Origin of the sequence: Silanimonas sp. (genome assembly GCF_027531545.1) — a bacterium.
GTDB lineage: Bacteria > Pseudomonadota > Gammaproteobacteria > Xanthomonadales > Xanthomonadaceae > Silanimonas.
Window position 1 is genome coordinate 1 of record NZ_JAPZSC010000013.1, and the last position, 12222, is coordinate 12222.

At 68.9% G+C, this 12222-nt stretch carries 16 protein-coding genes and 1 other RNA gene; 3 read left to right on the forward strand and 14 right to left on the reverse strand.

Annotated features, from left to right (window positions below):
* Nucleotides 1-565: 565 nt before the first annotated feature.
* From O9280_RS08455 to O9280_RS08465, 3 genes are read left to right on the forward strand one after another with little or no spacing between them, the layout of a single operon-like run.
* Nucleotides 566-1189 carry a hypothetical protein gene (locus tag O9280_RS08455; RefSeq protein WP_298341140.1) on the forward strand — a complete coding sequence of 208 codons (624 nt, stop codon included), beginning with the start codon at nucleotides 566-568 and terminating at the stop codon, nucleotides 1187-1189.
* Nucleotides 1190-1249: 60 nt separating this feature from the next.
* On the forward strand, nucleotides 1250-1717 hold the full coding sequence (locus tag O9280_RS08460) for a hypothetical protein (protein ID WP_298341142.1): 468 nt from the start codon (nucleotides 1250-1252) through the stop codon (nucleotides 1715-1717).
* A gap of 42 nt (nucleotides 1718-1759) precedes the next feature.
* A complete protein-coding gene (locus O9280_RS08465) occupies nucleotides 1760-2041 on the forward strand; it encodes a hypothetical protein (RefSeq protein ID WP_298341144.1) in 282 nt (93 codons plus the stop codon).
* A 6-nt stretch (nucleotides 2042-2047) separates the two neighbouring features.
* On the opposite strand, the gene O9280_RS08470 is transcribed toward O9280_RS08465, so the two are convergent.
* The 14 genes from O9280_RS08470 to O9280_RS08535 form a co-directional block, all read right to left on the reverse strand.
* Nucleotides 2048-2713, reverse strand: coding sequence for an HGGxSTG domain-containing protein (locus O9280_RS08470; RefSeq protein ID WP_298341146.1), 666 nt, complete (start codon nucleotides 2711-2713; stop codon nucleotides 2048-2050).
* Nucleotides 2714-2872: 159 nt separating this feature from the next.
* Entirely contained in the window at nucleotides 2873-3373 is a 501-nt protein-coding gene (locus tag O9280_RS08475; protein ID WP_298341148.1) for a hypothetical protein, read from the reverse strand.
* A gap of 5 nt (nucleotides 3374-3378) precedes the next feature.
* Entirely contained in the window at nucleotides 3379-3870 is a 492-nt protein-coding gene (locus O9280_RS08480; RefSeq protein ID WP_298341150.1) for a single-stranded DNA-binding protein, read from the reverse strand.
* Nucleotides 3871-4124: 254 nt separating this feature from the next.
* A complete protein-coding gene (locus O9280_RS08485; protein ID WP_298341152.1) occupies nucleotides 4125-5543 on the reverse strand; it encodes a phage/plasmid primase, P4 family in 1419 nt (472 codons plus the stop codon).
* The gene (locus tag O9280_RS08490) at nucleotides 5540-6493 is read right to left on the reverse strand and encodes a PriCT-2 domain-containing protein (protein WP_298341154.1); all 954 of its coding nucleotides are present in this window, start codon (nucleotides 6491-6493) and stop codon (nucleotides 5540-5542) included. The genes O9280_RS08485 and O9280_RS08490 overlap by 4 nt, the downstream gene beginning before the upstream one ends.
* Complete coding sequence (locus O9280_RS08495; RefSeq protein ID WP_298341156.1) at nucleotides 6490-6831, reverse strand: hypothetical protein; 342 nt, start codon at nucleotides 6829-6831, stop codon at nucleotides 6490-6492. Before O9280_RS08495 ends, O9280_RS08490 begins: the two co-directional genes overlap by 4 nt.
* Before the next feature lie 3 nt (nucleotides 6832-6834).
* Complete coding sequence (locus tag O9280_RS08500) at nucleotides 6835-7251, reverse strand: hypothetical protein (protein ID WP_298341157.1); 417 nt, start codon at nucleotides 7249-7251, stop codon at nucleotides 6835-6837.
* 17 nt (nucleotides 7252-7268) lie between these two features.
* The gene (locus tag O9280_RS08505; protein ID WP_298341159.1) at nucleotides 7269-7901 is read right to left on the reverse strand and encodes a hypothetical protein; all 633 of its coding nucleotides are present in this window, start codon (nucleotides 7899-7901) and stop codon (nucleotides 7269-7271) included.
* Between the two features lie 78 nt (nucleotides 7902-7979).
* Nucleotides 7980-8480 (reverse strand): hypothetical protein, encoded by a 501-nt coding sequence (locus tag O9280_RS08510; RefSeq protein ID WP_298341161.1) that lies wholly within the window; start codon nucleotides 8478-8480, stop codon nucleotides 7980-7982.
* The gene (locus O9280_RS08515; protein WP_298341163.1) at nucleotides 8477-9787 is read right to left on the reverse strand and encodes an integrase arm-type DNA-binding domain-containing protein; all 1311 of its coding nucleotides are present in this window, start codon (nucleotides 9785-9787) and stop codon (nucleotides 8477-8479) included. The genes O9280_RS08510 and O9280_RS08515 overlap by 4 nt, the downstream gene beginning before the upstream one ends.
* A 197-nt stretch (nucleotides 9788-9984) precedes the next feature.
* Nucleotides 9985-10359: a transfer-messenger RNA gene (gene ssrA, locus O9280_RS08520) on the reverse strand.
* Between the two features lie 12 nt (nucleotides 10360-10371).
* Nucleotides 10372-11034: an HAD-IA family hydrolase gene (locus O9280_RS08525; protein ID WP_298341165.1), complete on the reverse strand. Its 663-nt coding sequence runs from the start codon at nucleotides 11032-11034 to the stop codon at nucleotides 10372-10374.
* Nucleotides 11035-11042: 8 nt separating this feature from the next.
* Complete coding sequence (gene ubiG / locus O9280_RS08530; RefSeq protein WP_298341167.1) at nucleotides 11043-11744, reverse strand: bifunctional 2-polyprenyl-6-hydroxyphenol methylase/3-demethylubiquinol 3-O-methyltransferase UbiG; 702 nt, start codon at nucleotides 11742-11744, stop codon at nucleotides 11043-11045.
* Between the two features lie 108 nt (nucleotides 11745-11852).
* Nucleotides 11853-12222, reverse strand: a 370-nt coding sequence (locus O9280_RS08535; RefSeq protein WP_298341169.1) for an OmpA family protein, incomplete at its 5' end; no start/stop codon positions are given.

Genomic DNA, 12222 nt, shown 5'->3' on the forward strand with positions numbered 1-12222 from the left:
AATGCCCGCAGCGCGGGCTTCGTGCGAGACTTCATCTCGGTGGTTCCTTTCTTTGCTTGCTAGGCACCTGGATGGTCTCATCCAGGCGAAAGGAACCGCCACCTTCAGCTCACGCGTTCAACAGACCTCGGGACATCGCCACTTGAACCGTGAACCATCTAGAAGGTCGAAGTGGTGGCTGTTTGCGCGCTCGAACGAGGACATGCGTATGGCGAAGCGCGGACTACCGCGATTCATCGGTACGCCAGATACTGCGCGTCATCGAGTGTTCATGTTCCTGGCAGGAGACGTATTGCCAGACGCACAGGTCTACTGCGTTGCAATCGCCGACGCGCTTATCCTGGGGGTGCTCTCCAGCGTCGTTCATCAAACATGGGTCGTTCGGGTCGCGCCCCGATTGGGAGTCGGGAACGACATTCGATGGAAGCCGAGGGACGTTTGGGCTGGCTATCCCTTTCCTGCAGATGACACCGGCCTCAGTTCTGTCTTGGTCGACAGGATTCGAGGTTTGGGCGAGCAGATTGACTCCCACCGCAAGTCTAGGCAGGCCGCGCACGCGGATCTGATGCTGACCGGCATCTACAACGTGCTGGAGAAGCTGCGCGCCGGCGAGCCGCTTTCGGCCAAGGAGCGCGAGATCTACGACCACGGCCTGGTCGGGGTCCTGCGCACCCTGCACGACGAGCTCGACGCCGCCGTGCTCGACGCCTACGGCTGGGCCGACTTGGCCCCGACGCTTGCCGACTACACCCCCGCCGGCGCCGAGGCGCGCGAAGCGGCCGTGGCCGAGCTCCTGCAGCGCCTGGTCGACCTGAATGCTCGCCGCGCGGCCGAGGAAGCCGCAGGCACGGTGCGCTGGCTCCGGCCGGAGTTCCAGAACCCGTTGGCGCGCGGCGGCACGCAAGCGTCGATCGAGGTCGACAGCGACGAGGCCCAGCCCGCGACGGCGGACCCTGCCGCACCGATCACCACGCGCGCCTGGCCCACCGGCCTACCGGAGCAGATCAAGGCCGTGTCCGAGGTCATGGCGGCCGCCGGGCGCCCGCTGACACTCGATGACCTAGCCGCGCACTTCAAGGCCCGCGGCCGGTGGCGCGACAGGTTGCCCACGATCGTGGAGACGTTGGAAGCCATCGGGCGCGCGCGGCGCACCAGCCAGGCCGCGGCGCCGGCCTGGGCCGCTGCCTGACGCAACGCCACGCAAGCGTCCCACAGACGAAGTGCCGGCGCTGCTGGCACGGTTGCCGAGGTGCAGATCAACGTGCCGGAGATGATGGCCGCGAAGGCCGGGCCGCGCGACGACGGCCCCGGGCACAAGCTCTACGAGGTGGCGCGCGCCGCGCCGAAGGGCACCGAGCGCCACGAGCTCGCCGTGGCCATGATGCACCGCATCTACGACCCGATCTACGAGCGGTCGGCGAGCGTGGAAGGCAGGTTGACGCCCAGCGTCACCTTGCCGCCGGACCTGAACTCGCGGCAGACCCGGGCTGCGTTGAGCAACGCGGCCTCGGAAGAGGGCGCGCCGCGCGCGGGCCGCGAGGGCACCGGATCCAGCGTCTCGCCGTCGTCGTTGAGCCGGAACACCTTGCCGTCCGGGAACTCGACGAAGTCGTCGCCGGAGAAGTTCGCCCAGAACGAGCAACCGGAAGGGAACTTGTCGGGCAGTTTCATCGATTGCGCCTCCGTCCTCCTGACATGCCGAATTCTACGGGCGTAAGGCTCGCTTCACCGTGCGCCTTACCGCCAAACGGAGGGGTCGATGCGCTTGTACAACCTGTTCGACCGGGCCCTCTCGGACCGGGCACCGAAGTTCCGGGCCGAGCTCGAGGCGAGCGGGGAACTGAATTGGTATCTGGACGACCTGGCCCGCGGGGTGCGGGACGCGATCTCGGTGTCGGGCCTGGACAAGCAGACACAGGCGCTGCCGTACCTGGAGAAGGTGCGGGCCATGAACGCGGCAGCGGCTAGCGCGCGCGAAACCGCCATCGCCGAGGCGCTGCAGAACCTGCCGGACGAGCGACCTCAGCGCACGAGCCCATAGGGCGCATCAGCGCCGAGGCCGGACGAGCACCTGACGGCAGCCTTGCTTGACCTCAGCGAGGGCTCCGCGGGCGATCAGTCGATCGACGACCACACCGAGCGGCATCTCGCCGAGCTCATGGTTGAGCTCGATCCTGTCGAGGGCTTTCGGGTGTGCTTCGACGACAGCCAGGATCCGAGCGGCGACCGGCCACGGTCGGCGGCCGGCCAGATGGTCGTCGAGCACCTGATCGAGGAAGGGCCTGCGGTGCTGCGGCTTCGAGCCCGGCGCGCTGGCTTTCGACGCGGCAGGCACGCCCCGCACGGCCTCGTCGGGCATGGCCGGCGGCACCGGGGCCAAGCTGCTGGGGATGGCTTGTTCGTGTGTCACTCGTAACCTCGCTGCATGTTGGCGGGCGTTGTCTGCCGCCCTCGCCTTCCCGGCCGGTGTGCGCGGGCCGGTGCTGGCGCCGCCGTGGAACTTGCAGCGGCCGCCGCAGCCGACGCCTGGCAGCTTGCACAGGGCGCCTGACCTCGCACGTGCACCACAGGGGCCGATGGCGCGGCCGTACACGTCAGCCCAGCGTTCACCAGGGCGTGGCGTCACCTCGGGGTCGTCGACACCAAGCGCGGCCGCCAGTTCCAGCTGATCAACGGCCCTGGCCAGCTGCGAGCCGGGGACGTGGGTGGCCAAGGAGCGCCACATCGTCATGGGCCTAGCTCAACCACAGTAGGCCGCGTGCACTGCGACTAGCAGGCCCAGCGACGCCGGCTTGATCTCGGGCTGCTCCAGGTACATCGAGCTCTCCAGTGAAGACCACCACAGCGTGCCATGCTTGGCTCATGGGGTTCGCTACTTCGGACCGCCGTCCAGCACCAGACGCAGCAGGGCGAGCGCGTCGGCCTCGTTGTCATCGCCGGGCTCGAACCCCCACGTCCGCACGGCCTCGAGCACCGCGGTCTTGTCGGCGTTGCCGCGGCCGGTGGCGTGCTTCTTGATCGCGGCCACCGGCACGCCGCTGTACGGGATCTGGTGGTGCTCGCACCAGGCCGTGAGCGTGGCCAGGAAGCCGCCGTAGGCGTGCGCAGCGTCGACGCCGGCGTGGCGCCGCACTTCCTCGAAGTGGACTTCGGCCAGGTCAGGCGCGAGTGTGCGGAGCTCGTCGAGCCAGCGGCGGAAGCGCAGGAAGCGCATCCCGCCGCCTTCGAACCGGCCCGGCTTGAAGCTGATGGTGCCGCTGGTGATGGCGCTGTCTGCCAGGCACAGCGCCCAGCCGGTGGTGGTGCCGAGGTCCAGCGCCAGCACCGCGCTGCAGCGCGGCGGCGCGACCTTGGGAGATCCTTGGCCGTTCATGGGGTTCACTCGCCTGCCCCGCCGACCAGCCACGCATCGTCCGATGCCGCCCCGAAAGCGGCTGCAGCCTCTGGAGAGTGGTCCGGAGCGGGCGCCGGCGCCAGCCCGCGGGATGCGCAGCCGCGGCGGCCTGAGCTTGTCGCCGCGGCCTCGGCGGCGCTGGCGCCGGTCGACGGCTGCATGGCCTGGCGCCGGCGCTGCAGGTGGTAGGCGGTCAGCACCTGGGCCACGACCATGTCAAGGTTGGGCCGCGCGGCGCCGTCGCGGTCCTGCCAGGCGCCGGCCTTCAACGTGCCGGCCACGGCCACCGCATCGCCGTCGTCCAGCGCCAGCAGCGCGGCGCAGGCGGTGTCGGAGAAGGCGGTCAGCCGCACGAAGTGCAAGTCGTCGACGCCGGAAGGCACCCGCAGCCGGGCCAGGACGTAGGCCGTGCCGCCGCGAGACGTGCGGGGCTCCGGCTTGCCGACGAGTTTGCCGGAGATCAGGGCTTCGATCATGAGGAAACCTCGCTCAGGGGCTCGGTGGGCTTCAACTGGACTGCGGGGCTGCAGGAGCGGCGACCGACCAGCCCCGGTCCAGCAGGTTGGCTTGGATGGCGTCCTGACGGACGGCGGACTCGTTCATGGCGTGGCCCGGTCGTGGAAGGGTTGGAAGGGTTGGAACCGTTGCTGCTTATGAACCTCCGCACGCGCGCGCGCCTGAGAAGTCCTCATGCGAAAGGGTTCCAAGTGTTCCAACGGTTCCAAGCTGCTCATCTCCGCAGCCCCTCCATACGCAGCCACTCGCCTTCCTTGAGCGCGAGGCCGGCGTACCTCACGCCGTTGCTGGTGCGCTTGCTCACACCCGGCAGCACGCTGATGCGCTGCCCGAATGTGGTCTGTGAGGGCGCGTGCTCGCCGCGGCTCTCCTTCCAGCGCCTGAAGCTCGCGTACAGGTCCGAAGCCTTCGCCTCGCCGCGCCTCTCGACGCACTCCTCTAGCCACAGCGCCAAGTCGTCGTTGTCGGCCAGGTAATCGGCCGAGGCAGCGCGCACCCGATCGGGGATGCGGAGGCGGCACTCGTGCCACTGCTGGGCCCCGCGGATCAACCAGGCAAGCACGCCGGGCGCCTCGGCCTTCAGCCTTTGCGGCATCTCAGGGTCGCGCGCCGTGCCCTCGAACTTTGCCTCGAAGGGCACCAGCACCAGGCGCCGCGCCATCGCCGGGTCGCCGCCGCGCAGCCGCGGCTTGTGGTTGCCGACGATCACGTGCTTGTGCGTCATCTCGAACTCGAAGAAGTCCTGGCGCATGAACCGCGCGGCCAACGTCTCGTCGCCGGTGAGCGACTTCAACAGTGGCTCGTTCCAGAGCTGCCCCTCGTCGAGTTCGCTGCTGATCGCCAGACGCCGGCCGCGCAGCGTCGCTACGCCGGCAGGATGCCGCTCGCTGCGCGAGACCATCAACTCGGACGCCGGCAGCATCGTCGCGTAGGTGCCGCACACCCGGTGCACCAGATCCACCAGCGTGCTCTTGCCGTTTGCGCCACTGCCGTGCCAGAACATCAGCAGCTGCTCACGGCGGACGCCGGTCAGGCAGTAGCCCAAGGCGCGCTGCATGAAGCCCACCAGATCGGCGTCGCCCTCGAACACCTCGCTGATGAACCGCAGGAACACGGCCGGCCGCGAGACGAAGTCCGGCGCCACGGGCGTGCACTGCGTCATGTAGTCGTCTGCGCGGTGGGGCCTCGTGGTGCCAGTTCTCAGGTCGACCACGCCGGTGGGTGTGTTCAGCAGCAGCGGGTCTCGATCCCAGGCCTCGAACGGCAGCGCGATGGCCGGGTCCGCCTGCGCCAGCGCCAGCGCGGCCTGCACCGACTTCGCACTGGCGATAGCACGCCGGTCCTTTGGCTTGGTGAGCGTGTCGGCCGCAGCCCGGCACACCTCGCGCGCGGCCTGCACGCGACTACGCTGGGTGTCACGCTGCCACACGTGACCGGTGTTGCGCATCCACTCCAGGCCTGGGGACCACCGATACTCAACACCGAAGGCGCTAACGAACCGTGAGGCCAGTTCGTCGTCGGTGAGTGCGGACGGGAGCACTACCTGGGGGTGTCTCAGGTCGGACTCAACTGCAGGCGGCGCCTGATACCGCTGCGTGTTGTCCACCAGCTTTCGGACAGCGTCGGCGGTCATGCTTCGCACCTCGCCACGTCGTTCATGTCCTGCCCGGCAGCCGGCGCCCTGACGATGCGAACCTCGCGCCCTGCACGTGCCCATCGCTGGGCGCAGGAGTCTGCGGCTCGCAAGCCGGCCGGGTCATGGTCGGCGGCGATCAACAACGACTCGATGCCATGCAGCACGGGGAATGCCGCCAGGTTCCCGGCATCGATGCATGCCCAGACGGGCATGTGGGCATGCGCCAAGGACAGCGCAGTCTCGACGCCCTCCGCGATACCCAAGCTGGTCGTGACGGCATCGTCAGCCCACAACCGGATGACTCCGCCAGCCTTGCGATGGCCACCCAGCAGGAGCCGCGGCCGGTCAATGTTGGCCTTGCTGCCGTCCGGGCAGACCCAGGTGAAGTGCATGCTGATCGGCTCGCGCGTAGCCGCGTCCGTCACCAGCGCCACCAGGGCCGGGCCGATGTGCCCCGTGGGCCAGTGACGCAGCGCGTGGTGACACCGCAGGTCGCCATCGGCAGGCGGTACGACACACAGCCGGGCCTGCAGGTAGGTCAGTGCTGCACCCGACACTGGGCCCAGCGTGTTGAAGCGCAGCAGTTCCTCGGATGTCAGCGGCTTGTGCGGCTGCTCAGGCACCACACGCTGGTTGTGCAGAACCGCCTTGGCTCGCGCGCGATGCGGGGCCTGCTGGTGGCCGCCGCGGGGCCTCCAGCCGGCTGCGAAGGCCAAGGCGTACAGCGTGCCCGGTCCGATGCCGCTCCCCTTGAAACTGCGCCAGGCTGACGCGGCGGCACGGGCGCTGTAGTTGCTGCCAGTCGCACTCCATGAGTCCCAGTCCTCGAACGACAGGCCAGCAGCGCGAGCCGCCATGCCCACACGAATCCAGTCGTCACGGGTACAGCTTGGATCGATCGCCCGGAGCGCATCGCGCGCACGATCCAGATCGGACGGCGCCTTCACCGCATAGCTCCAACGCGCCGCGCGTGCGCCTCGAGCTCAGCCAGGTCACGGCACTCGCGCGACAGCCCGCGCCAGATCACCAAGAAGCCGCCTGCGGCCAACTCGTGGACGACGTGGCCACCATGCAGCGCCAGCCGGGCGCGCAGCCCGGCCAAGCGCTTCGCGTCGTCGCCGGCCTTGTCAACCGTAACGGGCACGGCACAATTCGCGCGGTCGATCTCTTTCCCGTTCCCCTCGGTGCCCGCGCTGCTCCCCAGCCCGCGGGCATCATCACTTTCGGCCTCAGTGGGCGTGATCCGCCCCGGCGCTGCGGCGCCGCCCATGCGGTGCGAAGACATGGCTCACCGCCCTTCCGCGGTCACGGCCGCCTTGGCGCAGCGGCGCTCCCGGGCCTTGGCGGACGCCTTGGCCGCCTGATCCACCATCTCGGAAGCGCGGTCGGTGCTGGGGCGGTAGTCGCGCCAGAAGGCGGCCACGTCAACCGCGCGCCAACGGGTACACCGCGGCGCGCGGAACACGGGCTGCGGCGCGATGCCCTGGGACACGGCCTCGTGCCACCAGCTGATTGACATGCCCCCGGCCGCGGCCGCGGCCTTAACGTCGATCAGGCGGACCTCGGCAAGCTCGGGATCCGTTTCGGGCACGCCGGCCGGCTTGGCGCGCCCCGAGGCGGCTCCAGCCACCGCGGCGATGGGCGCCAGATCAGGCAGCTGGCGGGCCTTGCCAGCGGTGTCTTTCGGCCCCAAGCGTGTACGCATGGAGCCATGGTCCGGCCTCAGCTTCTCGCAATCTTCCGGACTAAATCGCGGATTCGCTGCGAGTGTTGCTCCGGTTCTTGAGCGATCGAGTTCTGCAGGCGCTCCAGCACAGGCGTGGCCAGCGCCAGCAACTCAGCATCGTTGCCGGCATCGAAACGCACCACTTCGACGGCCTCTTCCACAGTGTCCTCACTGAGACCCATTGCGATGGCGATCGAGGGGATGACATGGGCGCCGTAAGTACTTTTCAGCCTAGCCGAGATCCACCTTACAGCCGCAGCGAGGCCAAGGTCCTGCTCGTCTGGATCGACAGGCTCTCGTGTCTTGCGGCCCCCGGTAGTCGGTCTTCGTCGCCCCTTGCGCTCGGAGTCCGGCACAGACTTGGCCGCGACCAGCGCGACGCCTGAAGGAGAGTTACCACGCGGCTTTCTGCCGAGCTCTACGAGAGCCTGTTTCACGACTGACTCGCCACCCGCTTCGAGAGCCGCATGCAGTTGCAGGAGGCGCCCGGCCAGCCATCCGCGAAGCCGCTGCGGCAGCTGCTCGCCGGCCTTGATCTTGGTCGCGGCCAGGCTAAGCGCAAGGCGGCGCTCAGCACGTACCTCCGCTTCTGTTCGACCTTCTTGCACCGTGTCGATGTCGGCGGTCATGGCGTCAATCTCCTCGTCTGTCAGGCCTGTAGCCCCCAATGGGCTTTCCAAACCTCTTCGTCGCGGACCTCGCTGCCATCACTGAAGGCCTGTCGTGCTTCGGTAGTGACGCCCGTACCCCAGCGCCAGCGCGAGGCTCGGGATCTGGACTACGAACGCCCGGAAGCGCCCGTCCAAACGCACCACAGCCATGACCGCTGGCGACACTTCCTGGAGGCGCCGCTGCGCTGGCGGTTGCGAGTCCATCAGCACCGGCCACCACAGCAGTTCGCAGCCCTCACGGCGGACATGCAGCATCCAGTGGTCCAGCACCAGCCACGACCGCATCGGCCCCTTCCAGCCGCGTAGCCGGATGGGCGACAGGCGGTAGGTCATCCCGCCCACATCACACTCGACTTGCCGCAAGGCAACAGGCCAATGGAAGCCGGCCGGGATGAGCCCCTCAGCTTCCAGCTGGGCGGCCGTGCCCTCAAACCTGACTTCACGCAACTGCGGCCCTGCATCGATCTCGATGCGCAACTCGCCCGGCAGGTCCAGGCAAGCTTCGGGGAGTGCCCCGCTTCTCGTCTCCATGCTCAACCCCCACTTGCGGCGCGCCGCAGTTCAACGACCTGCGCGCCATCACGGAGCCTGTCCAGGTAGTCGGCCCACTTCGTCATCAGTTCGCGGCGCTGCTCAAGATACTGGGTACGGTTGTAGGCGCGGCCCAACGCGTCGGGGACCGTGTGCGCCAACTGAGCCTCGATGACTTCGGGCGCCACGCCAAGGCGCTCGGCGGCCAAGGTTCGAGCCATCGCCCGGAAGCCGTGCGCCGTCATCTCCTCGTTGCTGTACCCCAGGCGTCGCAAGGCCACGTTGACCGTGTTCTCGCTCATGGGACGGTCCTTGGTCTGCAGACTGGGGAAGCAGTAACGACCCCCACCGGTCAGCGCCTGCAGGTCGCGGAACAGTTCCACGGCCTGCGGCGCCAACGGGACCAAGTGGGGTGTGCCGTTGGCCTTGTCGGCCCTGCGACGCTTCATCAGGCCCGAGGGGATCGTCAGCATCGCCGCGTCTAGGTCCAGCCAAGCCCACTCCAGTTGCCGAAGCTCACCGGGGCGCAGGAATAGCAGCGCCGACAGCGCCAGCGCGGTGCGCGTGATCGGGTGCCCGTTGTAGTCGGCCATCGCTCGGAGCAGTTCGCCTGCCCTCTTCGGCTCGACGATGGCGGCCAGGTGGCGGGTCGGTACAGGCGGCAGCGCTTCCCGCAGGTCGGCGGCCAGGTTCCGGCTGCACAGTCCTGAGGCGATGCCGTAGCGGAAGACCTGCCCGCAGGCGTCCTTGAGCCGATGGGCCGTCTCGATGGCCCCCCGTGCCACCACGCGGCGCAGCACCTGCAGCAACTCCGGGGCATCGATCTCGGCGATCGGCCGGCGGCCGAGGTAAGGAAAGGCGTCCTGCTCGAAGCGCACCAGCGTGCGGGCGGCGTGCGTGGGCACCACTTTGGCTGCGTGGACATCCTCAACCCACTCGCGCGCAACCTGCTCGAAGGTGCCGGGCCCGGGCAGCCCGGCGGCCGCCAACGTCTCGACCTGCCTCTGCTGTGCCCGGGCAGCCTTGTCGGCCTTCCGGGCCTCGCTGGGGTCCTGGCCGGAGGCGAGGCGCTTGCGCTCAGCGTCGCGCTTCAGCCTCGCATCCCGTAATCCGGTTTCGGGGTAGGTGCCAAGGCTCAGCATCTTTTCGCGGGAGTCGACGAAGTAGCGCAGTCGCCACCAGCCGGACCCGGTCGGGCGCACGTCCAGCACCAAGCCGCCGCCGTCGCTCAGCTTGCGTGCATTACCGGACACCTCGGCCTCCTTGAGCGCAGCGCGGATCGCCTTGTCGGAGAGCTTGTCCGTACCAGCCATGACAGGTGACTCCACCCCGGGAAACCTGGGTAACTTTCAACCGCCTGGGACCAGTTGAGAGCAGTTACCCAGATTGTTACCCAGCGGTTTACCCGACACAAGTGGCCCCAGCCGGCCCCATCCGGGCACAAAAAAGGCGCTAAGCCCTTGATTTGCTTAGCGCCTTCTTCTCTAGCGGCCCCTTGCGGGGCTATGAATGGTGGATCCGGGGGGAATCGAACCCCCGTCCGCAAGCCATCACCGGACGGTTCTACATGCGTAGCTGTCTGATTTGGATTTGAGGGCTCCGGTCGCGCAGCAGCACGCTACCGAGGCCCCGAGTCATTTGGGTTTAGGCCCGCCGCGAATGACTCATGGCGGGACGAGCCGATGTGAATGACCTCGCAGCCCTTCGGTGTGACCCGTCAGACCCAGCCCATCGGCCAACTGTTGCGAGGCTCACCGGTGTTTAGGCGGCGAGGGCGAAACGTTCGTCGTTCGCAGTTACTTTGTTTCCAGTGGATTTACGAGCGAACTGGTGCTCGGCATGCCCCGCGCCGACTCCGCACCCACGTCGAAGCCAAGTCGGACCCGAGGCACCGAGTTTAGGCCAGCGCGAGCCGTTTCAAGAGGGCCGCCGGCGTTTCGATCACGGCCTGCGCTCCCCAGGCTTGCACCGGCTCGGCCACGCCGAGGTAGCCCCAGGCCGCCGCCCAGCCCGGCATGCCGGCCGCCGCCGCCGCGCGCATGTCGCGCGGGTCGTCGCCGACGTACACGCAGTCGGCCGCCGCCACGCCCAGGGCGGCGCAGGCCGCCCACAGCGGCGCTGGGTGCGGCTTGGCGTGCGGCGTGCTGTCGCCGCCAATCAGCACCGCCGCGGGCGGCCGCAGGCCCAGGCCGTCGGCCAGCGGCGCTGCCAGCCGCACGGCCTTGTTGGTGACTATGCCGAACGGCAGGCCAGCGGCGGCCAGGCCGGCCACCAGCGCGTCGACCTCGTCGAACAGCGCCGTGTGCCGCAGCAGGCGTCCTTCGTAGACGCGCAGGAACTCGTCGCGCAGCACCTCGTAGCCGGCGTCGCCCGGCGCCAGCCCGAAGGCGGCGCCGATCATGCCGCGCGCGCCCGAACCGCCGTGCGGGCGCAGCGCGTCCAGCGGCAGGGGCTCGCGGCCGCGCGCCTGCAGCATGTCGTTGGCAGCGCCGCCAAGATCGGGCGCGCTGTCGACGAGCGTGCCGTCGAGGTCGAACAACAGTGCAGCCGGGCGCTTCACGGCGCGGCTCAGCCCGGCTTGCGGCAGGCCATCAGGTAGTTGACGCTGGTGTCGCCGCTCATCCAGTAGCGCCGCGTCAGGGGGTTGTATTCCATGCCGCGACTGGCCTGCGTGGCCAGGCCGGCCTCGCGGGCCCAGCGGGCCAGTTCGCTGGGCCGGATGAACTTGGCGTACTCGTGGGTGCCGCGCGGCAGCAGGCGCAGCACGTACTCCGCGCCCACGATGGCGAACAGGAAGGACTTCGGGTTGCGGTTGAGCGTGCTGAAGAACACCCAGCCGCCCGGCCGCGCCAGCTGCGCGCAGGCACGCACCACGGCGGAAGGGTCGGGCACGTGCTCGAGCATCTCCATGCAGGTGACCACGTCGTAGGCCCCAGGCTGCTCGGCCGCCAGCGCCTCGGTGGCGACCTCACGGTACTCGAGGTTCTCGACCCCAGCTTCCAGCGCGTGCAGGCGGGCCACCCCCAGCGGCCGCGCCGCCAGGTCGATGCCGGTCACCTGCGCGGCACGCCGGGCCATGGCCTCAGCCAGGATGCCGCCGCCGCAACCGACGTCGAGCACGCGCTTGCCCTTCAGGGACGCCAGCTCGTCGATCCACTCCAGCCGCAGCGGGTTGATCTGGTGCAGCGGCCTGAACTCGCTGTCGGGGTCCCACCAGCGGTGGGCGAGTTCGCTGAACTTGGCCAGTTCCTGGGCGTCGACGTTGTTCATGGCGGGCATGGTAGCGGCGCAACCCGCGTCACGCGCGGGCAAGAAAAAGCCCCGCCGAGGCGGGGCTCCGTTCGCAGCGGCCCGGCAGGGAGGCCGGGCGCTCCGAGATCAGGGACGGCGGGTGCGGGTACCCACGACCTCGACTTCCACGCGGCGGTTCTTGGCGCGGCCTTCGGCAGTCTTGTTGTCCGCGACGGGGTTCGCGGCGCCCTTGCCTTCCGTGTAGACACGGTTGGCTTCGACACCCTTGCCCACCAGGAACTTCTTGACGCTCTCGGCGCGCTGGACCGAAAGACGCTGGTTCAGGGCGGCACTGCCGGTGATGTCGGTGTGACCCACGGCGATGATGACCTCGAGGTTCACCGCCTTGATCTTGTCGACCAGGTCGGCCAGCTTGGCCTGCGACTCGGCGTTGAGCGCCGCAGAGCCCGTCGCGAAGAACGCGTCGGCCGCGAAAGTGACCTTCTCGGTGACCGGG

What these genes read in the sequence shown, in the direction of transcription:
- O9280_RS08515 (WP_298341163.1), bottom strand. Translation starts at nt 9,787, where the DNA reads ATGGCTGGTACGGACAAGCTCTCCGACAAGGCGATCCGCGCTGCGCTC.
- O9280_RS08465 (WP_298341144.1), top strand. Translation starts at nt 1,760, where the DNA reads ATGCGCTTGTACAACCTGTTCGACCGGGCCCTCTCGGACCGGGCACCG.
- O9280_RS08485 (WP_298341152.1), bottom strand. Translation starts at nt 5,543, where the DNA reads ATGACCGCCGACGCTGTCCGAAAGCTGGTGGACAACACGCAGCGGTAT.
- O9280_RS08475 (WP_298341148.1), bottom strand. Translation starts at nt 3,373, where the DNA reads ATGAACGGCCAAGGATCTCCCAAGGTCGCGCCGCCGCGCTGCAGCGCG.
- O9280_RS08455 (WP_298341140.1), top strand. Translation starts at nt 566, where the DNA reads ATGCTGACCGGCATCTACAACGTGCTGGAGAAGCTGCGCGCCGGCGAG.
- O9280_RS08500 (WP_298341157.1), bottom strand. Translation starts at nt 7,251, where the DNA reads ATGCGTACACGCTTGGGGCCGAAAGACACCGCTGGCAAGGCCCGCCAG.
- ubiG (WP_298341167.1), bottom strand. Translation starts at nt 11,744, where the DNA reads ATGAACAACGTCGACGCCCAGGAACTGGCCAAGTTCAGCGAACTCGCC.
- O9280_RS08480 (WP_298341150.1), bottom strand. Translation starts at nt 3,870, where the DNA reads ATGATCGAAGCCCTGATCTCCGGCAAACTCGTCGGCAAGCCGGAGCCC.
- O9280_RS08495 (WP_298341156.1), bottom strand. Translation starts at nt 6,831, where the DNA reads ATGTCTTCGCACCGCATGGGCGGCGCCGCAGCGCCGGGGCGGATCACG.
- O9280_RS08505 (WP_298341159.1), bottom strand. Translation starts at nt 7,901, where the DNA reads ATGACCGCCGACATCGACACGGTGCAAGAAGGTCGAACAGAAGCGGAG.